A 21,886-nucleotide genomic window follows, 5' to 3' on the forward strand; every position below is an offset into this window, starting at 1 on the left:
ATTGCGTCATGGAAGACACCCGCCGCGGGCGAGACACCTCAGCCCTGCCCGACCAGTTCCAGCCACTCATCTTCAGTGAGCACTGTAACGCCGAACTCGCGGGCCTTGTCCAGCTTGGAGCCCGCTTCCGCGCCTGCAATGACATAATCCGTCTTCTTGGAAACGGAGCCTGCCACCTTGGCGCCAAAGCGTTCCGCTTGCGCCTTGGCTTCATTGCGCGTGAGGCGAACCAGCGTTCCAGTAAAGACAACGGTCTTGCCGGTCACCGGTGAGTGCGTGGTCTGCATACGCTCGAATTGGTCGACCTCAATTTGCTCAAGCAGCTTGTCAAGTGCTTCGGTGTTGTGCTCTTCGCTAAAGAAATCGACCAAGGCGTCCACGACCGTTGCGCCGATCCCTTCAATGTTGTCGATTTCCGCGTACGCCTCGCCATCCTTACCGCCACTGATGGCGGCATCGACGCTTGCCCGCAACGCATCCCAGCTGCCGTAAGCGCGGGCAAGGTCCTTGGCCGTCGTTTCGCCGACGTGACGAATTCCTAACGCAAAGATGAATCTTTCCAGAGGCACGCGCCGTCTTGCTTCAATGGCGGCGAACATCTTTTCCACCGACCGCTTGCCAAACCCCTTGCGCTCCGCAAGAGGATTGTTGCTCTTTTCGTCGCGCGCTTGCAGCGTGAAGATATCGACCGGACGACGGATCAGACCTTCATCGTAGAACAACTCGATTTTCTCTTCGCCCAAGCCTTCGATGTCGAGGGCGTTGCGGGACACGAAATGTTTCAACCGTTCCTTCGCTTGCGCCGGACAGATGAGCCCGCCAGTGCACCGGCGCACCACGTCCGCTTCACCCTTCTCGTCGGTATCGCGAACCGCATGGCTGCCACATGCCGGACAGACGTGCGGAAATACGTATGGCTCAGCCCGCTCGGACCGCTTCTCCATGACGACGGAAACCACTTGCGGAATGACGTCGCCTGCGCGTTGGATGACGACCGTATCGCCGACGCGAATGTCCTTACGCGCAATCTCATCCTCGTTGTGCAACGTGGCGTTCGACACCACGACGCCGCCCACCGTGACAGGTTCAAGCTTCGCAACGGGGGTAAGTGCTCCCGTGCGGCCGACCTGAATCTCAATGTCGCGCAAGATTGTAGTTGCTTGCTCGGCAGGAAATTTGTGCGCGATTGCCCAGCGCGGCGAGCGCGAGACAAATCCAAGCCGCTCTTGATAATCGAGCCGGTTCACCTTGTAGACGACACCGTCGATATCGTAGCCGAGCTTGGCGCGCCTCTCCTGCATATCGCGATAGTAATCGATCAGCTCTTCGGCCGTCCGGCAAGTGCGCATGAGCGGATTGACCGGGAAGCCCCAGTGCTTGAACGCGGCGACCACTGCTGTTTGCGTGTCGCCCGGTAGCTGCGAGGCTTCGCCCCACGCATAAGCAAAGAAGCGCAAGGGCCGCTGCGCAGTGACGCCGGGATCAAGCTGGCGCAGAGAACCAGCGGCCGCGTTACGCGGATTGGCGAAGATCTTGCCGCCAGCCTCGGCCTGACGCGCATTGAGATCGGCAAAGTCGGCATGTCCCAAATAGACCTCGCCGCGCACATCGATGACGTCGGGCACATCCTTGCCATGGATCTTGTGCGGGATATCCTTGATCGTTTTGACGTTGGCGGTCACGTTCTCGCCTTCGGTCCCGTCGCCACGCGTGGCCGCTTGAACAAGAACCCCGCCTTCGTAACGGATCGAAAGCGATAAGCCATCGATTTTGGGTTCTGCGGTGATGTCGAGTTTGTCAGACACATCGAGCTTCAAGAATCGGCGAACGCGCTCGGCGAACGCGGCGACTTCCTCGTCCGCAAAAGCATTCCCCAGAGACAGCATGGGCACCGTGTGGCCGACCTTGCCAAACGCAGCCACCGGGCTTGCACCGACGCGCCGTGAGGGACTGTCGCTGCGAACGAGGTGGGGAAAGCGCGCCTCCAACATGTCGTTGCGAGCGCGAAGCGCGTCGTACTCGGCATCGGAGATCTCGGGCGCGTCCTCACGGTAATAGAGGGCATCGTGATGGGCGATCAGGTACGCCAGACTGGCGAGTTCGGCGCGCGCTCCAGCCTCGTTGAGATCCTCCACCGGCATGGCGGCAGCAGCTTCAGCCGAATGCTTGTCGGACGGCTTGGAAGTTTTCTTCTTGGTCATTCTCAGATGCGATCCCGCTGGCGTCTGCTCCCTATCATCAAGAGAGCAAACCGGCACGCGCGGCAGGTAACATCTGCCGCCTCCTAACAATATCTGAAATGAAAAGTGATTGCTTGTCAGCCTGAGCTTAAAGACACGCTGGGAACCGACTTCCAGACCTTGGAAATCCAGGATTCTTCGTCGCCTTCCGGGGTCAACCCCCCGGACTTCAGCAACGCATAGGAGTCCCGATACCATTTGCTGTCGGGGAAGTTGTGCCCCAGCACAGCGGCGGCGTTCTGAGCCTCCTTGGTGATGCCCAACGCCAGGTAGCACTCCGTCAGACGCATGAGCGCCTCTTCGACGTGCGCTGTCGTCTGATAGTCGCTGACGACCGTCTTGAACCGATTGATGGCCGCCACGTAGTTGTGGCGCTTCAGATAGTAGCGCCCAACTTCCATTTCGCTCGCAGCAAGGTTGTCTTCTGCCAAGCGAATGCGTTTATCGGCGTCGCGAGAATATTCGCTATCCGGGTAGCGCGTCTTCAAAATCTTGAGCTGCTCAAGCGCTTTGCGTGTCGTCTGCTGATCGCGGTTCGGGGCCTTCATTTCATCGAAGTACGACGACGCGATGATATGATGGGCAAGCGGTGCTTCTTTAGTGCCAGGGTGGAGCGCCACATAACGCTCAGCCGACGCAATGGCTTCCGGCGTCTTGCCAGCGCGATAATAGGCATAAGCCGCCATCACGATAGCTCGGCGCGCTTCAGGCGAATAAGGATGCTCGCGATCGAGCATCTCAAACTTGGCTGCTGCGTCGCTGAACTTCCCTGCATTCATGAGGGCATCCGCGTCCGCATACATCTTGCTCGGCGGGTCGGGATTGAGAGCCTGCGTCGTGTCGATGGAAGGGGTAGAACAACCTGAAAGCGCAACCGAGAGGCCTAGACACAGCGCAACGCCCAGCAGACGACCAACCCGGGCGACTTTCGTCGCGTGTCCTACGCGCATTTTCATATTCGACGTGCCCTGACCCTTTTCCCCTTGCGCAGCCAATGGCCGGCGCAGCCGTCTAAGTAGCACACCCCAAGACGGTGCCGTAACACGCTGAACTATATGCCCACTGAAATCTGGCTACCCCAGATCAATCAGCTAGAGGGCAATTGTGTCACCACTTCGGCCCGGCGACGGCAGGAAGATCTTTAGTAGTGCGCCCAACCCGAGCGGCAAGCGAAAGAGCTTACTCAGCGGCCGCTACAGCCGGACGAACAGCGACGGAAACGGGTGAACGAGTTTGACGGGTTTTCGGCGCCTGCACCAATGTCCAGTTGGAAGCGTCTGCGAAAAGAGCCTGAAGAACCATCGAGTTCAACCGATGGCCGCCCTTATAGGAGCTATAGGCGCCCAGCAGAGGCGCACCCGCAAGCGAAAGATCGCCAACCGCGTCAAGCATCTTGTGACGAACGAACTCCTGCTCATAGCGCAGGCCTTCGCGGTTCATGATCTTGCCATCGCCGATGGCGACAGTGTTGGTGAGGTCGGCGCCCAGCGCCAAGCCCATCTTCCACAGCTTCTCCACATCACTCATAAAGCCAAACGTGCGGGCGCGGGAAAGTTCGTGACGGAACACGCCAGGGCTCAACTCATAGGCGATGCGCTGACGGCCGATCACTGGGCTCTCGAAGTCAATTTCAACGTCGAGACGGAAGCCTGAATGAGGAACAATCTGCCCCCAGCAGCCACCCTCTTCAACCCGTACGGGCTTCAAAACTTTGATGTATTTGCGAGGCTCAGCCAACTCGCGAATGCCAACGCGATCAATGGCTTCTACGAATTCTGCGGAACTCCCGTCCATGATCGGGACTTCCTTGCTGTCGATCTCGATGTAGCAGTTATCGATCGACAGACCGCGAAGCGCGGCAAGAAGATGCTCAACGGTCCCGACGGTGACCCCAGTTTCGTCACCAATGACCGTACAAAGCGTGAGATTTTTGACATTCGCAACGTTAGCGGGAATCTCCGCGACGACGCGGCCCCGTTTCGTTACGAGAAAGCGGAGCCCAGTATCTGCCTCTGCCGGATGCAAAGTCAGTGTTACCGGAGCTCCGCTGTGCACCCCCGTGCCTGTCAAAAGGATCTCGCGAGCAAGCGTCGTTTGCCGCGCGCCGATGAACCGATTCGACATTCTGCGCCGTCCCTCGTTGCCACTTGGCCTATCGCTGCTCCCCAGCATGTGCGATCGACCACCCCCAGAGCCCGTTTCGTCCCCTAAGATTGTATATGGAGCCTAGAGCTTTGGAGGTCTGCGCCATCCAAGTTTATTGGTCTTCAGCTCAGGTCCCGGGTCTTTAACCGGCTCGTTGAATTTAACGCTAACTGCTTCGCTGGTTTGGGACAAATCACGGTTTCTTTCACTCTGTTACGCTTTAGCAACCCTGCTTCACAATTTTTTTGCCGTGACAAACTCACTGTTTAGCGGCGCTCGCGTCCGAAGAACACGGGCAGAGAGTCATCACCCCCAACTTCGCTCTGATGAGCCTGCTCGGGCGAGGGCACAGGTCGCTTACCCATGCCAGTGAGCCGATTGAGCAACCCACGCTTACGCTGATCTTCACCCGTGGGGGAGGCCGCACCGCTGCCTGATTGACGGGCATGCCATTCGCGCTGACCAATTTCGGGCAGATCCTCAACGGTCGGCATCCGACGGCCCGTCCGCCGGATCTCCTCGGGTCGAGCGGGTTCAAAGCCTTGCGCGACCGGCGGCGACGGCTGGTCATGCGACGTCTGAGTATTCAGCGGACCACCCGCGACAGGGCGTCCAGCATGGCTTTGAAACGGGCTAAAGCCGTCCTCGATCGTCACAGCGTCGGAGGGCTGCCATTGCTCGCTGGACCTGTGTCCAGGGTTGCGAGGTTGCCCTTGTGGGGCCGGTGGCCGAGCCGGCTGGTTCTGCGAATTGTAAACATTCTGCAGTGCTGTCTCGATGTCTTGCTGCCCCATCGGCGCGTACTGCATTGGCGGCATGAATCCGGCACCTGCTTGGGATTGTGAAGGCGGCAACGGCGGCGCGCCAACCGGCATCCCAACAGAACCGGCAAAGTTCGGGCCGTTCACTGGCGCAGGACGCGGGCTACCTTGCTGCACCGTTTGGTGCGGTTGCGCGTTCGTGCGCACCGGAGCAGATGGCTGCTCGGCCCCAAGTCGCCCCATGCCCGAGGCCACGATCGAAACCCGCACGCGCTCGCCCAGGTTCTCGTCAAACGTAGCTCCAACGATGATGTTGCACTCGGGATCGACCTCTTCGCGCACGCGGCTTGCCGCTTCATCGACCTCGTAGAGCGTCAGATCGCGACCGCCCGTGATCGACAACAAAAGTCCGCGTGCGCCGCGCAGCGTCACGTCATCGAGCAGCGGATTGGCGATGGCTTCTTCGGCGGCAAGTATCGCCCGGCGGTCACCCGACGCCTCGCCCGTGCCCATCATCGCTGTACCCATGCCGCTCATAACGGTGCGGACGTCGGCGAAATCGAGATTGATCAGGCCTTCCTTGAGCACAAGGTCGACGATGCAAGCGACGCCCGAATAAAGCACCTGGTCTGCGAGCACGAAGGCTTCCGCAAACGTCGTGCGTTCATTGGCGATCCTGAAAAGGTTCTGGTTGGGAATTACGATCAAGGTATCAACATGCTGGCGCAGCGTCTGCACGCCGACCTCGGCAATGCGCATGCGGCGCGCACCTTCGAACTGGAACGGCTTTGTCACGATGCCGACGGTCAAGATACCCATTTCGCGCGCTGCACGAGCAATCACCGCGGCAGCTCCCGTGCCCGTTCCGCCGCCCATGCCTGCCGCGATAAAGACCATGTGCGCGCCTGCAACGTGCGTGCGGATCTCTTCGAGAGCTTCTTCCGCGGCGGCTTCGCCGATCTCGGGCTTCGACCCCGCTCCCAACCCCTCGGTCAGGTTCGAACCAAGCTGAATTCTGTGCTCGGCGCTAGAGGCCGCCAGCGCCTGGGCATCGGTGTTCGCGACAACGAATTCGACCCCCTGCAGTCCGGCAGCGATCATGTTGTTTACTGCGTTGCAACCGGCGCCGCCCACGCCAATGACTGTCAGGCGTGGCTTCACGTCGACAAGTTTCGGCAGTTGTAGCTTCAGGCTCATTTCGGCCGCTCCGCGGGTCATCTGATGAGTTGATCGGCCTGTCGAACGACAGGTACGCACGCAATGCCACTGCTTTCACGAACCGGCGCAACAACGCAGCGCCTTCCTACTCGCAACAAACGGTCCAACCGCTAAGTGCCAACAAGAGGCACGGTCAGAAACTCTCGGCCAACCAATCGCCAATCTCGCGAAAGTAGCCCCCTGGAGCACTTTCCCCAGCGCCGAAGAGACTGCCGTTCGCCGCTTCGGCTGCAGCCGCGAGGCCGCACAGGGTAGAAAAGTGCGGGCCCACCACCGAGCTTGGCAGTCCTGCCAACTCTGCCGGCTTGCCCAGACGCACAGGCCGACCCAGTTCGTTCGCCGCAAACTCCGCTGACCCAAGCAGCTGACAAGCCCCTCCGGTCAGCACAACCTTATCGCCTGCGTAAGGGCTCGCCGGGTTGGCGGCCAGCCGCTCGCGCAGAAGGCCAAGGATATGTGCGAAGCGCGGTCTGATGATTTCGGTCAGGCGCGCTTTCGTCGTCTGATACGTGGCGCCGTCCTCTTCGCCCGCGAGCGAATAGGAAAACGTCTCGTGTTCATCCGATTGGGCAGAAACCAGTGTGCCATAAAGTGTTTTGATTCGCTCTGCTTCAGAGAGTGGTGTCTGCAACGTCCGTCCGATGTCGGTCGTGATGTGATAAGAGCCAACGGGAACCACGTCCGCCCCTACAAAATGCCCTTCGGCAAAGAGTGCGACACAAGCCGTGCCGGCGCCGATATCGATCACCGTTACGCCCAGCTCGCGCTCCTCCTGGCTTGTCACGGCGAGCGCGCTCGCATAAGGGGCGGCAACGATCCCGTCACATTCCAAATGACAATTGGCGATCAGGCAGTGCAGGTTGCGCAGCGGACCTTCATCGGCGGTGATTGCGTGAAAATCCGCAGCGAGATGACGAGCGGCGAGGCCACGCGGTTCATAACCACTCGGCAGACCGTCGAGCCGATATGTCAGTTCGTTGATATGCAGAAGCGAACGGCCGTCGCGCATGGCGTAATCGCGCGCCGCCCGGTGCACACGGGCAAGGTCGTCATTTCCCACGCGGCCGCTCAACACGTCGGTTCGTGCTGCAAAATGCTGAGATTTGATCCGCCCGGCCGCCGTCGAGACAATGACGGATTGGAGCGTGACACCGGCTGCCCGCTCCGCCTGGGCTATCGCGGCCCGCACGGCGGCCTCGGCCTGATCCAAATCGGTGAGAACGCCAGCCTTCACTCCGCGCGACCGCTGAAGCCCCACGCCAAGCACGCGCGGACCGTTGGGCTCGCCACTGGCCACAACGGCGGCCGCGACTTTGCTCGTCCCGATGTCGAGCAGTCCGATGATCCCGCCTCTGCGGCTCGAATGTTTATGTCTACCGCGCAGCTGCATCATCGCACCTCCCCCGCGTCTAGCCGGGGGGCACCCGCCAGCCGCAAAGGACGCATCGCAATGCGGCCCGGTGTGCGCACATCGACCGCGTAAGCAGGCCCAGTAAGTGCGCGCCGCAAGGTGCCATCACGCGAAATCTGCTCAAGCCCCTCAACCTCTCTGTCAGCGGCAAGTTCGAGGCGCGAGCCGTTCTTGAGCAACAATGACCAGCGTCGTGCGCCGACACGATCGGCGCGAGCGACGTTGCGAGCGATGTCGGGATGCCGGCTCAATGACGTGAACAACATCGCCGCTTCGCTATTTGCGCCGTCACCGGAAATCCGCGGTAGTTTCCAGCCTTGAGACGGTGCCAGCCCCAGTGCTCTTCCGGATTCGTCGATCAGATACGTGCGGCCCTTGTAGTCCCACAATGCCGTCGGCCGGCGTTCCCGGATCTCGACTTTCAGACCACCTGGATAGAGCCGGGTGATTTGCGCGGTGTCCACCCAGGAGAGCGCCTCGATACGTCGGCGGGCGGCATCGGCGTCGAAGGCTGCGAACGTGCGCGCGTGCTCCAGATCGAGGGCCTTGTAGACGTCGCGATCAGACGTGAACTGATGCCCCGTCAGGCTCACCTGATCGATGCCAAACCCAAAGCCGAGCATAGCTTCTTGCAGCTGCTCGATCGCCACCGTCTTCATTTCGTCGGTCTTCAGCGCCCCCGACATGACGGCAGCCGCGGCGCCGGCCGAACCAAGCGAGAGCACCAGTCCCCACGCGATCATACCGCGGCCGATATGGCGTCTCACCGCGGCGCGGCGTTGTGGACGGCGTTCGCCCTTTGGAATTTCGAGTTTGAGAGACTGCGCCGACGCCGAAACAGCAGGCAACGTCGGTTTGCGCGTTGGAAAGTGCCAGCCGCTGGCGAAGCGTGAAGCTGGGCTTGGAGCTGCAGTGCGAGGCTCGGCGGGCGATTGCGCGTCAAGCGCTCGCCACCAGAACCTCATCTGCGCTCCTACCTGTTGCAACTCGCGTCCTCTATGATCCATCTGACGAGCGTGCCGAAGTCCCATCCGGCATGGCCCGCCAGTTCCGGCACGAGCGATGTGCCAGTCATGCCGGGCTGCGTATTCACCTCAAGGCAGATCAACTCGCCGGTTCCCCCGGGCGTGTCATCCAGGCGGAAGTCCGCCCGGCTCACGCCCCGGCAACCGAGAGCCTGATGCGCCGTAAGCGTTAACTTCCGTATTGATTGGTAAATTTCAGGTAAAAGTTGTGCAGGCAGCTCGTGTTTTGATCCGCCAGGCGCGTACTTGGCCTCGTAATCGTAGAATTCCAGGCCCTTGAGCGGCACGATTTCGATGACATCGGTGGCGAAGTCGCCAATTACGGCGCACGTCAGTTCGCGCCCGGCAACGTAGCGCTCGACCATGACGATCTCGTCAAGCGATGCACCATCCGCGATCGAGTTGGGCGGACGTTCGGCGCCCTGCATGACGATAACGACGCCGACGCTTGAGCCCTCAGCCACAGGTTTAACAACGTAGGGCGGCGGCAACGCGTGCGCCTTGAGCGCTTCGCTGCGGGTGACGAGACGGGCCTCGGCCACCGGAACGCCGCTCGCCTTCATGATGTCCTTGGCCCGCTCTTTGTGCATGGCAAGCGCGGAAGCGAGCACGCCGGAATGCGTGTAGGGAATTTCCAGCAGCTCCAGCACACCCTGCACGCAGCCGTCCTCACCGAACTTGCCATGCAGCGCGTTGAAACAGGCTTGCGGTCGTACGCGCGCCAGCTGCTCGGCCAAGTCGCGGCCGACGTCGATCTCGGTGACGGTATAGCCTTCGCCGCGCAAGGCCTCGGCGACGGCAGCGCCTGAGCGTAGCGACACCTCGCGCTCCGCAGACAGTCCACCCTTCAAGACCGCGACGTGGTCACGTGACCGCCTGGGCGGTGTACCGAGCTTATTCATGGATTTGGCCTCACGGCATGAAGGCGTTGGGGCGGCCTGTTGACCGCTTTGAGTTTCAGGATGGCTTGGTGTCTGCGGGCGCGGCGAGGGCAAGATCTTCGCCGATCTCATGTCCTTTTTCAGGAACTCCGAGGCGAATGATCTCCCAGTTCAACGTCACGCCAGATTTCGCTTTAACGCGCGCGCGCACCGTCTCGCCGAGCTGCTCGACATTCTCGCCGGTTGCGTTTGCATCGTTGATCAGGAAGTTGCAGTGCAGATCCGACACCTTGGCGCCGCCGACCCGAAACCCGCGGCAGCCGGCATCGTCGATGAGCTTCCAGGCGCTCATGCCGGGAGGATTCTTGAAGGTCGAGCCACCTGTGCGCTCTTTGATGGGTTGGTTCTTTTCGCGATATTCGGCGACTTCGTCCATCGCCTTGGCGATTTCGGCGGGATCGCCGGGAGTTCCGCGAAACGTCGCTTCGGTGAAGATCCAGCCATCCTGCACGTCGCAATGGCGGTAGGTGAAGCCCATCTCTTTATTGCTGAATACGTGGACGTTGCCGTCGAGATCGACGGCTCGGGCGCTTGTCAGCACATCCTTGGTCTCCGTGCCATGCGCGCCAGCATTCATGCGCAATGCGCCGCCGATGGAGCCTGGTATTCCGCGATAGAACGCAAGTCCCGCAATTCCAGCCTCGGCTGCCGCACGCGCGACCTTGACATCCGGCACTGCAGTACCGACCCGCAACGTCGCGTTTGGCTCAACCGCAATCTGTTGGAAGCCGCGACCCAACCTGATGACGACGCCGGGCACGCCGCCATCGCGAACCAGCAGGTTGGAGCCAAGCCCAATCACATTGATCGGCACACCGTCGGGCAGCGCTTTGAGAAAGTAGGAAAGATCGGCTTCATCCGCAGGCGAAAACAAGACCTGCGCCGGTCCACCGACCCTGAACCACGTAATGTCGGAAAGCAGAGCGTTGGAAGTCAGCCGGCCGCGAAGATCGGGCATCAACTCTTTTAGATTGCCGGTCATGTCTTCGAAATTCATGCCGCGCCCTCCTTCTGTCCCGCCAACCATGCAGGCAAGGCGTGCGCCCACTCTGTCGAATTTCCTGCCCCCAGACACACGACCGTATCGCCGGGCCGGCAGATTTCCTTGATCGCTGGAACGAGATCTTCGACCGTATCTACGGAGCGTACCGATTTATGCCCTGCCTTGCGAATGCCAGCCGCAAGTGCGTGGCTGTCGACGCCTGCGATAGGGGTTTCGCCCGCGGTGTAGAGCGGCGCGACGATGACACTGTCGGCATCAGAAAAACAGCTGGAGAACTCGACGAAAAGATCACGCACGCGCGTATAACGGTGAGGCTCCACGATAGCGAGCACCTTGCCCTTTGCACCACGACGCGCCGCCAACAGCACAGCAGAAATCTCGGCCGGGTGGTGGCCATAATCATCGTAGATCGAGATCCCGTTCCATTCGCCGGTGAACTGGAAGCGCCGCTTGACGCCAGAGAAGGATGCCATCGCCGCGCTGATCTTGGCATCGTCGATGCCCGCTTCGGTCGCGACTGCAATGGCGGCAAGCGCGTTGAGCGCGTTGTGTGTGCCGGGAATCGGAACCGTCCATCCCTCCAGACGCCGCGACCCGCCCTTCACCGACGCCGCCAATTCGGCGTCGAAGCGGGTGACGGGGCCGTCAATGTGCACGTTTTCCAAAACTAGATCGGCATCGCGGCTCGCACCGTAGGTGAGCAACCGCCGTCCGTCCGAACGCAAGCCAAGACGCATCACCATATCGCGCACGACCGGATGGTCGATGCAGACCACCGCCAGCCCGAAGAACGGAATATTCTTCATGAACATCTCATACTCGTGGTGCATCGCCGCCACGGATCCGAAGTAGTCGAGATGTTCAGGATCGATATTTGTGACGATGCCGATCTCCGTCGGCAACCGCGTGAAGGTGCCGTCGCTCTCGTCGGCCTCCACGATCATCCACTTGCCACTTCCCAGCCGCGCGTTGGAACCCCAGGCGTTGATGATGCCGCCAGTAATGACGGTCGGCTCCAGACCGGCCTCGGTGAAGATGTGCGAAAGCAGGGACGTCGTTGTTGTCTTGCCGTGAGTACCGGTGACGGACACTGTTGAATAAAGACGCATCAACTCGGCGAGCATTTCCGCGCGGCGAATGATCGGCAGGTTCTTCGCGCGCGCAGCCGCAAGCTCCGGGTTCGAAGCCTTCACCGCTGTCGAGATGACGACATAGCGTGCGCCAATCAGATTGACAGCGTCATGTCCGACGAAAACGCGAATGCCCTTGGCGCGCAGGCGGCGCACATTGGCGCTTTCTTTCTGGTCGCTGCCTTGAACCGTGTAACCCTTGGCCACCAGAATTTCGGCAATGGCGCTCATGCCGATTCCACCAATTCCGATAATGTGGAACGGCCCAATGTCGCGCGGCATCTGCATAGCGTCTTGTACCCCGTGTCGTTTCTTCCGCGGATAACAGGTCCGCGCAGGTTCGTCGTTACGCTTTTGAATGTCAGGCGTGGCCCAACATCAGGCGCGGCCTGCCAGACGCAGGACGAAATCAGCCAGCCGGACAACGGCATCCGGCCGCCCGGCCTTTTTAGCGGCTGCGGCGGCCGCCGCAAGAACGTGAGGCGCGTCAAGTAGTCGGGCTGTTTCGGCGCAAAGCCGCTCAGCCGTCAGATCCTTTTGCTCGATACACCAGCCACCTCCCGATTCGGCAAGCCGGCGGGCGTTGTTGAGCTGATCGTTGTCGAGCGCGTGCGGCAACGGCACCAGCAGGCCCGGCCGTCCGATGACGGTCAATTCCGCCACCGTGGACGCTCCGGCCCGCCCTATGACCAGATGAGCATCCGCCATTCTGGCTGGCAGATCCTTGAAGAACGGCGCAACCTCAGCCCGGATGCCCGCGCTCTCATAAGCCGCTTTAGCGCGTTCCAAATCCTCCGCACGCGCCTGCTGCACGACAGAGAGCCGAGCGCGCATCTCAGGCGGCAGTGATGCCAATGCGAGAGGGACGGCATCGGTGAAGTAGCGCGCGCCCTGGCTGCCACCGAAAACCAGAATCCGCAATTCCGCGTTCTCAAGTGGCGCTTGATAGGGGCGATCCGCTGCCGTGATCACAGCTTGACGAACGGGATTTCCCGTCAACGTCGCCTTAGCGGCGAGTGCGCCATCCAGATACTTCACGCTGTCGAACGACGTCGCAATGGCAGTAACTTGCTTCGCCAGCATCTTGTTGGCGCGGCCAAGAACGGCGTTCTGCTCATGCACGGCCGTTGGAATGCCGCGCAGTCGTGCAGCTACGAGTGGCGGATAGGTCGGGTATCCGCCAAACCCCAGAACCACCCCCGGCCTCACTTTGCCAAGAATGGCATGTGCCGCCTTGGTTCCGCGCGCGAGCGCTAACACGGTTTTGGCGACCGCGACCGGCGAGCGGCCGGAAAGGGTCGCGGCGGGAACCTGATAAACGTTGCGCGCGGGAAAGCCCGAGCCGTACCGATCGCCTCGCATGTCTGTGATGAGATCAACCGGTACACCACGTCGCCCCAGCTCCTCCGCAAGAGCGAACGCGGGAAACAGATGACCGCCGGTGCCACCGGCCGCCAACATCACGGAAAAATCGGCTGTCATCGTCGCCCGGAAGTCCCCTGGAATTCGGCTCTTGAGATTGTCGGCATCAATGGCGGCTTTTTAAGGCGCTGAACATCCGGCCTTCGCCGCGTCAGCGCCAGCAGCATGCCCGCTGTAACCGCAAGTGCCAACATTGAAGAGCCGCCCGCGGAAATGAACGGCAATGTCATACCTTTAGGCGGCAACAGGCCGACGTTCACGGCCATATTGATCAACGCTTGAAGTCCGAAAACCACCGCGAGCCCTTGGATCGCGAGGCGCGTTGACGCCTCCGTTTCTGACCCAGCTCGGCTCAACGCGCGCAAAACGATGAAAGCAAAGAGCCCGAGCAGCACGAGACAGGCTATAATGCCGTACTCCTCGGCCACGACCGCGAAAATGTAGTCTGTGTGCGCGTCGGGCAGTACGGATTTTATGGTGCCCTCGCCGGGCCCTCGGCCAAAGAAACCGCCTTCCGAAAACGATTGGAGGGCGCGATCGCCCTGATAGTTTTCGAATGGCAGCGTATGGAAGAAGCCGTCTATGCGTATCCGAACGTGCGCAAAATTCAGATAGGCAAACCACAAACCCAGCCCACCGAGCGCCATCATCACGAGCGCGCCAATCAAAGGAAGACCTGCAAGAAGATAGATCGTTCCGGCGGTCGCGCTGACGAGGATGGTCTGGCCGACATCGGGCTGCATAATCAGTAACCCGGCAAACGCGCCCCACAGCGCAATGGCTAAGGGAAGTGCGGGAACGTCCTTGCGGACGGCAGCTTCCGAAAACAGCCAAGAGACGAGTACGATGAATCCGGGCTTTGCAAGCTCGGAAGGCTGAAATGAATAGCCAAAAAGTGAGAGCCAGCGTCGTGCCCCATTCATCTCCTGTCCTGTGAGAAAGACGATGCCCATCGCAAGAAGAGCCAGTCCCGTCAGCACCAATGCGAGGCGACGGATCCCGGCGGGCGAGAGAAAAGAAACAGCGATAAGGATGATCGAACTCAGGATTGCAAAGGCGACGTGGCGCTCGACGAAAAAGTAGGTCGGCAAGCCCTTTTTCATCGCGACCGCTGGCGAGGCAGCCAGTGAAAGCACGACTCCAATGGCGATCAATGCGAGAAACACCGACAACAGCATATGGTCCACGGTGAACCACCATTTGGCGAAACGGCTGGTGTCTGTGCGCGTGAGGCTCATGTCGTTCCCTTCAGCACAATGTCCGGAAGGGCGGCGACGAGCGCGCGGAAGGCATCGCCGCGCACTTCAAAGTTCTTGTACTGGTCATAGGACGCGCACGCCGGCGAGAGCAATACGACCGGCTCTTGCGCCGTGCTGGCTCCGGCATCGCGCGCAGCCTGCGCAACGGCGGTGTCGAGGGTTTGACAGCGCGCAAAAGGCACATGCCCACTCGTCAAGGTTTCCGCAAAGGCATCACTTGCCTCTCCGATCAGGTAGGCCATTGCTATGCCCTTGAAGTATGGTGCAAGCGGCGTGATCCCGCCGTCCTTCGGCTTGCCTCCGACAATCCAGTGAACGTCACGCGGAAACGACAGCAGCGCCTTTTCAGTTGAATCCGCGTTCGTCGCCTTGCTGTCATTGATGAAGAGAACCCGGCCTTGACGGCCGATTTCCTCCATCCGGTGAGCCAGCCCCGGAAATGTATCGAATGAGCCCTGCCAGTCGATGTCGTTGGACAGGCCATAAAGGTTGAGACACTCGCGCACCGCAGCAGCGGCGGCGAGCGCATTCTGCGCATTGTGTCCGCCGCGCAAAGAGCCAATCCCGCGCAGGCTGGCCAGCTTGACGGCAAGGCCTTCGCGATTGGCGCACACCAAGGTATCGCCATCGAGGCTATAGCCCGGCGCAAGTTTGCGTTGAACGGAGAAAGCGCACGCCGCCCCCTCCGGAATGCGCCGCTTCAAGATGGCCCGGCAATAGTCGTCGTCGATGCCGACACACGCCACAAGCGCGCCGCGCACAAGCCGCTCTTTGACGGCAGCGTAGTTCTCAATCGTGCCATGCCTGTCGATGTGATCCGGCGTGACGTTCAGCAGAACACCAATTGAGGGCGTAAGCGACGGCGTCAGATCGATCTGGAAGGAGCTCAGCTCCAAAACATGAAACCTGTCGCGAGAGGGTGGCTCTAGCGTCAGCACAGCCCGCCCGATGTTGCCGCCCATCTCAACCGGAAAACCCGCGTGGCGCAGAATGTGCGCGATGAGCGCCGTGGTCGTCGATTTTCCGTTGGTGCCGGTAATCGCGATGAAGGGCGCATCAGAACACTGTGCGGCCCGCTCGCGGCTGAAGATCTCGACGTCTCCAATGATCTCGATACCCGCAGCTCGCGCCTTCTTCACCGTCCAATGCGGCTCGGGATGGGTGAGAGGAACGCCGGGTGCCAACACCAGACTGGAGAAGGTCGACCAGTCGACATCTGACAAATCAACGAGCGGGACACCCGCCTTGGCCGCAGCAGCACGGCCCGCCTCGCTATCGTCCCAGGCGGCAACCTGAGCGCCGCCATCGAGCAACGCGCGCACGGTCGCATTGCCGGAGGCTCCTAGCCCGAACACGGCGACAGACTTTCCGGCAAAGGTCGTGGCGCGAATCATTGCGCAAAATCTAGCCTAGTTCGCGCTCAACCGCAGGAGACCTAACGCAGCTTGAGTGTGGCAAGTCCAGCCAGAGCCAGTAGCACCGCGATAATCCAGAAGCGGATGACAACCGTAGACTCCTTCCAGCCCTTCTGTTCGTAATGGTGGTGAAGAGGCGCCATGCGGAACACGCGCTTTCCCGTCCATTTGAACGAAACCACTTGGATAATGACGGAGAGTGTCTCCAACACGAACAGCCCGCCCACGATGGCGAGAACGATCTCGTGCTTGGTTGCAACGGCAATCGTGCCCAAACATCCGCCCAGCGCCAGCGATCCGGTGTCGCCCATGAAGATCATTGCAGGCGGCGCGTTGAACCAGAGAAATCCAAGCCCGGCCCCAATCAACGCGCCGCAAAGTACCGAAAGCTCGCCGGTGCCAGCCACGTAGTGGAGCTTGAGATAGTCGGCGAAATTGACGTTGCCGACCACGTAGGAGATGAGACCGAAGGTTGCTGCCGCAATCATCACGGGAACGATGGCAAGGCCATCGAGGCCGTCGGTCAGGTTTACGGCATTCCCCGCGCCCGCGATGATCAAGGCTCCCACGAAAATGAAGAACAGGCCGAACGGGATGAGCACGCTCTTGAAGAACGGCACTGACAGGGAGCCTGAAAGGCCTGTGCTAAGCGTGCTCCAGAATTCCATGTCGAATGGATTCCAGGGACCCGGCGAACTAACCCGCATAAGCAGGAGCGTCGCCACGGCTGCTATCGAGATTTCGATCCCAAGGCGCGTGCGTCCTGCAAAGCCGTTGGAAGAGCGTTTCGTTACCTTGAGAAAGTCGTCGTAAAAGCCGATGGCGCCGAAGCTGAGCGTCACGAACAGCACGATCCAAACGTAAGGATTGGCAAGCTGCGCCCATAACAGCGTCGAAACGGTCACGCCCGCCAATATCATCAAGCCGCCCATCGTCGGCGTGCCGCGCTTCACATAATGTGATTGCGGTCCATCCTCGCGAATCGGCTGCCCCTTACCCTGCTTGATGCGCAACAGATCGATAATGGCGGGTCCAAACAACATCACGAATAAGAACGCGGTCGGAATCGCCATGCCGGTGCGGAACGTGATGTACTTGAAGATGTTGAGTGCGTTTAAGTGTTCGCTGAAATTGACGAGTTCGTAGAGCATGCGGCTCCAATTCCCCATATATACCGGCGGCCGAGAACCGCCACATCATGCGCCTTCAACGGCAAAGCGCTCGCGAAGAGCGGCCGCAAGCGGACCCAGGCGGGTCCCGTTGGAGGCCTTGACCATGACCGCGTCACCCGATCGCAAGGCTTGCGCAACGAGGTCCGTCAGGGCCTCGGCCGTTTCCGCATATCCCCCTTTGATAGCGGCCGGCGCGGCATCATAAAGGCCCTTCATATATGGCCCACAGACAAAGAGTTGGTCGACGTCAGCGCCAATAACGGCGTCTATGAGACCCTTGTGCAACTCACCCGATGCCGCACCAAGCTCCAGCATGTCGCCTAACACAGCGATTCGCCTTGCAAATTTGGCTCTGGGCACGGTCGCAAGGGTTGCCAACGCAGCCCGCATGGAAGCGGGGTTCGCGTTGTAGCTCTCATCTATGAGCAGAATATCGCCATCCCCGACATGGAGCACCGAGCGCGCTCCGCGGCCCGGAGGAGGCGGCAATGTGGCCAGAGCCGCAACCGCGCGGACGACATCGAGGTCGAGCGCACAAAGCGCAGCGACAACCGCCAGCGAGTTCTCAATGATGTGGCGGCCGGGAATTGCCAATCGATAGTCGAGCGGCAAGCCTTGAGCGTCCGCTTTGATCGTGCTGCCATCTTCCCGCAACTCGATGGCCTGAGCCCGGACGTCAGCACCTTCACTCAACCCGAAGCTGACCACGCGCGCGGCCTCTGCTTGAGCCCGAACGCGCAACAGGTCAAAAAAGGGACTGTCGCGCTTTATGATGGCCGCTCCGCCGGCCACCAGGCCCGAAAAGATTTCCGCCTTGGCACATGCGATGGCCTCGACATTTTCGAAGTGTTCGAGATGAACGGCTTCGACCGTCGTTACGATAGCGGCGTGCGGAGACACCCAAGGGACCAGCGCTGCAATCTCTCCCGCATGGTTCATGCCGATCTCGAGCACCGCGAAATCCGTATCGCGCGGCATATTGGCGAGCGTAAGCGGAACGCCCCAGTGATTGTTGAACGACTTTTCGGAAGCATGAACCTTGCCGAGCCGCGAAAGGCAGGCGCGCAGCATTTCCTTGGTTCCGGTCTTCCCCGCGCTGCCTGTCACCGCCACGACGCGAGCCGAAGGCGCAAGTCTTTGGCGTGCGCTGTCACCGATCCATTGCAGCGCGATGAGCGTATCGCTGCCGGTCTCACGGTTGAGCTGCGGGTTAATCTCCCGATATTCGCTCATGTCGCAGCGGATCAACGCACCATCGCCCGGCTTGCGCTCGTAATGCGCATCGACCAGTGCGGCGGAAGCGCCGGCCTTGAAAGCCGCAGTAACGAAATCATGGCCGTCGCGCAGGTCTTTCAGTGCAACGAAAACCTCGCCGCGTTTGAGCGACCGCGTGTCAATGGAAAACCCGGTGATCGGCTGATCGACTTCGCCGTCGCAAACGGCGAAGGGCACGGCCTCCATGAGTTCGTCGAACACCCAAAGCGGGAGGGGATCCATCTCATCCGCCATCGGGGCGAACCTCATCGAGTGCAGCGCTGAGCGCCTGGTGATCAGAAAACGGGATGACTTTTGTGCCAATGATCTGGCCGGTTTCATGGCCCTTGCCGGCAACAAGCACCACGTCGCCTTTGCCCATCATTTTCACAGCCGTCGCAATTGCTTCGGCACGGTCACCGATTTCCATTGCGCCCTTTGCTCCGTTGAGAATTTCGGCGCGGATGTCGGCCGGTGTCTCTGTGCGCGGGTTGTCGTCGGTGACAATTGTAACGTCAGCTTTCTCAACTGAGATCTGCCCCATAATGGCGCGTTTGCCCTTGTCGCGGTCGCCACCGCAACCGAAAACACAAATGAGCTTGCCGGTCGCGAACGGACGGCACGCATCGAGCGCCGCAGTCAACGCCTCGGGCTTATGTGCATAATCGACAATCGCGAGGCCCCCTTTGGCCTCGCCCACGATTTCGAGTCGGCCCGGCACGCCGCGCAATCTTTCCAAAACGGCCAGCACTGCATCTGGGTTCTCTCCAGCGGCAATGGCAAGCCCGGCTGCGGTCAAAGCGTTCTCAGCTTGATACGCGCCAACGAGGGGAAGTCGGATCGAATATCTCTTGCCGAATGCCTCAACCTCCAAGGCTTGCGCGAACCCTTCATTCTTTAATGACACCCGACGAAGCGTGTCGCCCTTAGCGCCGGTGGTTATGATGCGCAATCCCCGCGCCTCGGCGGCCGCCACAACACGGTCGGCAAATGCTCCATCTGAATTGACGACCGCAGTCTGCCCCGGCTCCAGAAGTTCAGTAAAAAGGCGCAGCTTGGCGGCGAGATAGTCTTCGACGGTGGGATGATAATCCATGTGATCGCGACCCAAATTCGTGAAGGCCGCGACCGTCAGCTTCACTCCATCGAGCCTGTGCTGATCAAGGCCGTGCGAGGAAGCCTCAAACGCAAGATGCGTAATGCCCTCCTGCGCCAACGCATCAAGTGTGGCGTGTAGCGTCACCGGATCTGGCGTCGTCAATGAGCCATAAATGGCCTCATCGGGCTTGATAAGGCCAATGGTCCCCAGCGAGGCCGCGCGATGCCCAAGAGCGGTGAAAATCTGACGTGTGAAATCGGCAACCGACGTTTTGCCGCTTGTCCCCGTGACGGCAACCGAAGTGCCAGGTTGTCCAGGATGCAATCGCGACGCAATCAAAGCTAGCGCGCGACGCGGATTTGCGACGCGCAAGACAACGCTGCTGCCCGTGTCGGCGATACTCTTGTCGGCGCCCACGAGGATGGCGGCAGCCCCGCGCGCAATCGCGTCCGGAATATAGAGAGCGCCGTCGGTCTTAGTGCCGGGGAGAGCTGCAAAAATAACGCCGGGGCCTGCATTGGAGCTGGAGGCCGTGATCCCGCGAATTTCCAGCTCGCGCGCCTCTTTGGGAAGGGCAACCTCGGCCGGCACCACATCTTGCAAGCGCATAAAGCTTTCAAAGCCCCATTCGATAGTGCCGCACAAAAACGCACGGAGGTCATCGCTGCTTATTAGTTTGGGTTATGAGAAGCGTCAAACGCTGACGACACTACTGTGTCGTAGAAACCGCAACGGGGGCGACACCGAGTTGCGGCGCAATCCTGGCCACGAGCCGCGCCGTCGTGGGAGCTGCATTGGTTGACGCCGTGCGATGCCCGCCGCTCTCCTCATTGGCCTGGGGCTCGAACAGCAAAACGAACGTCAGATATTGGGGTTGGTCCATCGGAAACGCCCCGATGAACGACGAAATTACGGCCTTGTCCTTGTACCTGCCATTGTCGGCGCGCTCAGCCGTGCCTGTTTTTCCGCCAACACGATATCCTGACGCCTCGGCGCGCTTTCCTGTGCCTGAGGGGGCCAAAACATTCAAACGAAACAGACGCGCTATCTCCCGGCTCGTCAGCTCAGATGTCACAATCTCGGGTTTCGCCGCCGGATCCGCAAAGCGCAGGAAGCGCGGAGTGACCTTTCTACCCCCGTTCAGAACCGTGGCTGCCGCAGAGGCGAATTGCAACGGCGAAACCGCGATGCCGTGGCCATAGCTCATGGTCATAAGCTCGATCTGATCGACCCGCTTGGGAAGTTGCGGCAGACCGAGCGGCCCCGCCTCGGTCTTCATGGGACTTGTGATGCCGGCACGGCGAAGAAAGTCCATGAAGCGATCTGGGCCAGCCTGCACGGCCAACATGGCCGCGCCGACGTTGGAGGAATGCGTAAAGATCTCCTCCACCGACAACGGCCTGTCGGAGGTATGGAAATCGCTGATTGTAAATCGACCTGCCGTCAACGGCTTGCGCACATCGAGAATAGTCGCCGATGTCGCCAGACCTTCATCAAGCGCCATGGCGACGGTGAGCGTTTTGAATACGGAACCCAATTCATAGGTCCCAGTCATGACCCGGTCTATGTGCTTTGGATCGAGCGCCGTCTGAGGAAACAGCGGATCGACACGCGGGAGCGATGCGCTGGCAATCACCTCACCCGTTCGGATATCCATCACGAGACCGGCGGCAGCGTGCGACGCGTAGAGCCCCATCGCAGTTTCCAGCTCATCTTCCAATGAATGCTGCACACCGATATCGAGCGATAGGCGCACCGGAGCATGGTCGGAAAATTCCGCGGTGTGCACGCCTTCAACCGCACCGCTATCATCGATCCACTTTTCGATGCCCGCCACACCCTTGTTGTCGATGTTGACGCCACCCAGCACATGACCGGCAAGTTCGCCGCCCGGATAGGCGCGACGCAACTCTTTGCGAAAACCTAGGCTTGGCAGCCCGAGATCGTGGACCTTCTGCGCGATCTGTGGAGACAGCCCGCGGCGAATCCAAAGAAAACGTCGTGACCGGTCGGACAGATCGTTGCGCAACTGGCGCGCATCGATATCAGGCAGCACCGTTGAAAGCTTCTCGACAAGTTCGTCGCGATCGAGCACGAGGGCGGGATCTACGAACAGCGAGGGGACTTCAACATCGGTTGCGAGCAGACGTCCATTGCGATCGATGATGTCTGGCCGCGCGAAATTCGTCGGGACTGCTTCGGTCAACGCTAGTGTAGTGCGCACGGCGTTTTCACGCACGCCCATCGAAACAAGCTGTGTGGCGACCGCGCTGAAAGCCATCATCATGCCCAAGGCGAGCAGGACGTTGCCGATCCTCGGACGGCGGGGCCGACCCTCAGATGGAAGGCGCGGCGCAATATTCGGAGTGATGACGACACGCCGGCGCATGT

Annotated in this window: 16 protein-coding genes; all 16 read right to left on the bottom strand. The window is 60.4% G+C overall.

Annotation, left to right across the window (positions count from 1 at the left end; translation table 11 throughout):
- Window positions 1–38: 38 nt before the first annotated feature.
- The 16 genes from ligA to R3D51_01905 all read right to left on the bottom strand — a co-directional run bounded on the left by ligA (window position 39) and on the right by R3D51_01905 (window position 21,884).
- Window positions 39–2,141 (bottom strand): NAD-dependent DNA ligase LigA, encoded by a 2,103-nt coding sequence (ligA, locus tag R3D51_01830; protein MEZ5898209.1) that lies wholly within the window; start codon window positions 2,139–2,141, stop codon window positions 39–41.
- Window positions 2,142–2,317: 176 nt separating this feature from the next.
- Window positions 2,318–3,196: an outer membrane protein assembly factor BamD gene (locus tag R3D51_01835; protein ID MEZ5898210.1), complete on the bottom strand. Its 879-nt coding sequence runs from the start codon at window positions 3,194–3,196 to the stop codon at window positions 2,318–2,320.
- Window positions 3,197–3,419: 223 nt separating this feature from the next.
- Window positions 3,420–4,364, bottom strand: a complete 945-nt coding sequence (lpxC, locus tag R3D51_01840; protein ID MEZ5898211.1) for a UDP-3-O-acyl-N-acetylglucosamine deacetylase — start codon at window positions 4,362–4,364, stop codon at window positions 3,420–3,422.
- 287 nt (window positions 4,365–4,651) lie between these two features.
- Entirely contained in the window at window positions 4,652–6,343 is a 1,692-nt protein-coding gene (gene ftsZ, locus R3D51_01845; GenBank protein MEZ5898212.1) for a cell division protein FtsZ, read from the bottom strand.
- Window positions 6,344–6,497: 154 nt separating this feature from the next.
- A complete protein-coding gene (gene ftsA / locus R3D51_01850; GenBank protein MEZ5898213.1) occupies window positions 6,498–7,757 on the bottom strand; it encodes a cell division protein FtsA in 1,260 nt (419 codons plus the stop codon).
- Complete coding sequence (locus tag R3D51_01855; protein MEZ5898214.1) at window positions 7,754–8,740, bottom strand: FtsQ-type POTRA domain-containing protein; 987 nt, start codon at window positions 8,738–8,740, stop codon at window positions 7,754–7,756. The genes ftsA and R3D51_01855 overlap by 4 nt, the downstream gene beginning before the upstream one ends.
- Before the next feature lie 8 nt (window positions 8,741–8,748).
- The gene (locus R3D51_01860; GenBank protein MEZ5898215.1) at window positions 8,749–9,702 is read right to left on the bottom strand and encodes a D-alanine--D-alanine ligase; all 954 of its coding nucleotides are present in this window, start codon (window positions 9,700–9,702) and stop codon (window positions 8,749–8,751) included.
- 55 nt (window positions 9,703–9,757) lie between these two features.
- Window positions 9,758–10,738, bottom strand: a complete 981-nt coding sequence (gene murB, locus R3D51_01865; protein ID MEZ5898216.1) for a UDP-N-acetylmuramate dehydrogenase — start codon at window positions 10,736–10,738, stop codon at window positions 9,758–9,760.
- A complete protein-coding gene (murC, locus tag R3D51_01870; protein ID MEZ5898217.1) occupies window positions 10,735–12,162 on the bottom strand; it encodes a UDP-N-acetylmuramate--L-alanine ligase in 1,428 nt (475 codons plus the stop codon). Before murC ends, murB begins: the two co-directional genes overlap by 4 nt.
- Window positions 12,163–12,252: 90 nt before the next feature.
- Window positions 12,253–13,356: an undecaprenyldiphospho-muramoylpentapeptide beta-N-acetylglucosaminyltransferase gene (gene murG, locus R3D51_01875; protein MEZ5898218.1), complete on the bottom strand. Its 1,104-nt coding sequence runs from the start codon at window positions 13,354–13,356 to the stop codon at window positions 12,253–12,255.
- Window positions 13,353–14,534: a putative peptidoglycan glycosyltransferase FtsW gene (locus tag R3D51_01880; protein ID MEZ5898219.1), complete on the bottom strand. Its 1,182-nt coding sequence runs from the start codon at window positions 14,532–14,534 to the stop codon at window positions 13,353–13,355. Before R3D51_01880 ends, murG begins: the two co-directional genes overlap by 4 nt.
- A complete protein-coding gene (murD, locus tag R3D51_01885) occupies window positions 14,531–15,949 on the bottom strand; it encodes a UDP-N-acetylmuramoyl-L-alanine--D-glutamate ligase (GenBank protein ID MEZ5898220.1) in 1,419 nt (472 codons plus the stop codon). The genes R3D51_01880 and murD overlap by 4 nt, the downstream gene beginning before the upstream one ends.
- 41 nt (window positions 15,950–15,990) lie before the next feature.
- Window positions 15,991–17,121 carry a phospho-N-acetylmuramoyl-pentapeptide-transferase gene (gene mraY / locus R3D51_01890; GenBank protein MEZ5898221.1) on the bottom strand — a complete coding sequence of 377 codons (1,131 nt, stop codon included), beginning with the start codon at window positions 17,119–17,121 and terminating at the stop codon, window positions 15,991–15,993.
- 45 nt (window positions 17,122–17,166) lie between these two features.
- Window positions 17,167–18,651: a UDP-N-acetylmuramoyl-tripeptide--D-alanyl-D-alanine ligase gene (murF, locus tag R3D51_01895; protein ID MEZ5898222.1), complete on the bottom strand. Its 1,485-nt coding sequence runs from the start codon at window positions 18,649–18,651 to the stop codon at window positions 17,167–17,169.
- Window positions 18,641–20,104 carry a UDP-N-acetylmuramoyl-L-alanyl-D-glutamate--2,6-diaminopimelate ligase gene (locus tag R3D51_01900; GenBank protein MEZ5898223.1) on the bottom strand — a complete coding sequence of 488 codons (1,464 nt, stop codon included), beginning with the start codon at window positions 20,102–20,104 and terminating at the stop codon, window positions 18,641–18,643. The genes murF and R3D51_01900 overlap by 11 nt, the downstream gene beginning before the upstream one ends.
- Window positions 20,105–20,204: 100 nt before the next feature.
- On the bottom strand, window positions 20,205–21,884 hold the full coding sequence (locus R3D51_01905) for a penicillin-binding protein 2 (protein ID MEZ5898224.1): 1,680 nt from the start codon (window positions 21,882–21,884) through the stop codon (window positions 20,205–20,207).
- Window positions 21,885–21,886 lie beyond the last annotated feature (2 nt).

It is taken from the genome of Hyphomicrobiaceae bacterium, assembly GCA_041397645.1.
Classification (GTDB): Bacteria; Pseudomonadota; Alphaproteobacteria; order Rhizobiales; family Hyphomicrobiaceae; genus Hyphomicrobium_B.

Coding starts and splice junctions, on each gene's coding strand:
- ligA (MEZ5898209.1), bottom strand. CDS start 2,141: ATGCCGGTGGAGGATCTCAACGAGGCTGGAGCGCGCGCCGAACTCGCC.
- R3D51_01835 (MEZ5898210.1), bottom strand. CDS start 3,196: ATGAAAATGCGCGTAGGACACGCGACGAAAGTCGCCCGGGTTGGTCGT.
- lpxC (MEZ5898211.1), bottom strand. CDS start 4,364: ATGTCGAATCGGTTCATCGGCGCGCGGCAAACGACGCTTGCTCGCGAG.
- ftsZ (MEZ5898212.1), bottom strand. CDS start 6,343: ATGAGCCTGAAGCTACAACTGCCGAAACTTGTCGACGTGAAGCCACGC.
- ftsA (MEZ5898213.1), bottom strand. CDS start 7,757: ATGATGCAGCTGCGCGGTAGACATAAACATTCGAGCCGCAGAGGCGGG.
- R3D51_01855 (MEZ5898214.1), bottom strand. CDS start 8,740: ATGAGGTTCTGGTGGCGAGCGCTTGACGCGCAATCGCCCGCCGAGCCT.
- R3D51_01860 (MEZ5898215.1), bottom strand. CDS start 9,702: ATGAATAAGCTCGGTACACCGCCCAGGCGGTCACGTGACCACGTCGCG.
- murB (MEZ5898216.1), bottom strand. CDS start 10,738: ATGAATTTCGAAGACATGACCGGCAATCTAAAAGAGTTGATGCCCGAT.
- murC (MEZ5898217.1), bottom strand. CDS start 12,162: ATGCAGATGCCGCGCGACATTGGGCCGTTCCACATTATCGGAATTGGT.
- murG (MEZ5898218.1), bottom strand. CDS start 13,356: ATGACAGCCGATTTTTCCGTGATGTTGGCGGCCGGTGGCACCGGCGGT.
- R3D51_01880 (MEZ5898219.1), bottom strand. CDS start 14,534: ATGAGCCTCACGCGCACAGACACCAGCCGTTTCGCCAAATGGTGGTTC.
- murD (MEZ5898220.1), bottom strand. CDS start 15,949: ATGATTCGCGCCACGACCTTTGCCGGAAAGTCTGTCGCCGTGTTCGGG.
- mraY (MEZ5898221.1), bottom strand. CDS start 17,121: ATGCTCTACGAACTCGTCAATTTCAGCGAACACTTAAACGCACTCAAC.
- murF (MEZ5898222.1), bottom strand. CDS start 18,651: ATGGCGGATGAGATGGATCCCCTCCCGCTTTGGGTGTTCGACGAACTC.
- R3D51_01900 (MEZ5898223.1), bottom strand. CDS start 20,104: ATGCGCTTGCAAGATGTGGTGCCGGCCGAGGTTGCCCTTCCCAAAGAG.
- R3D51_01905 (MEZ5898224.1), bottom strand. CDS start 21,884: ATGCGCCGGCGTGTCGTCATCACTCCGAATATTGCGCCGCGCCTTCCA.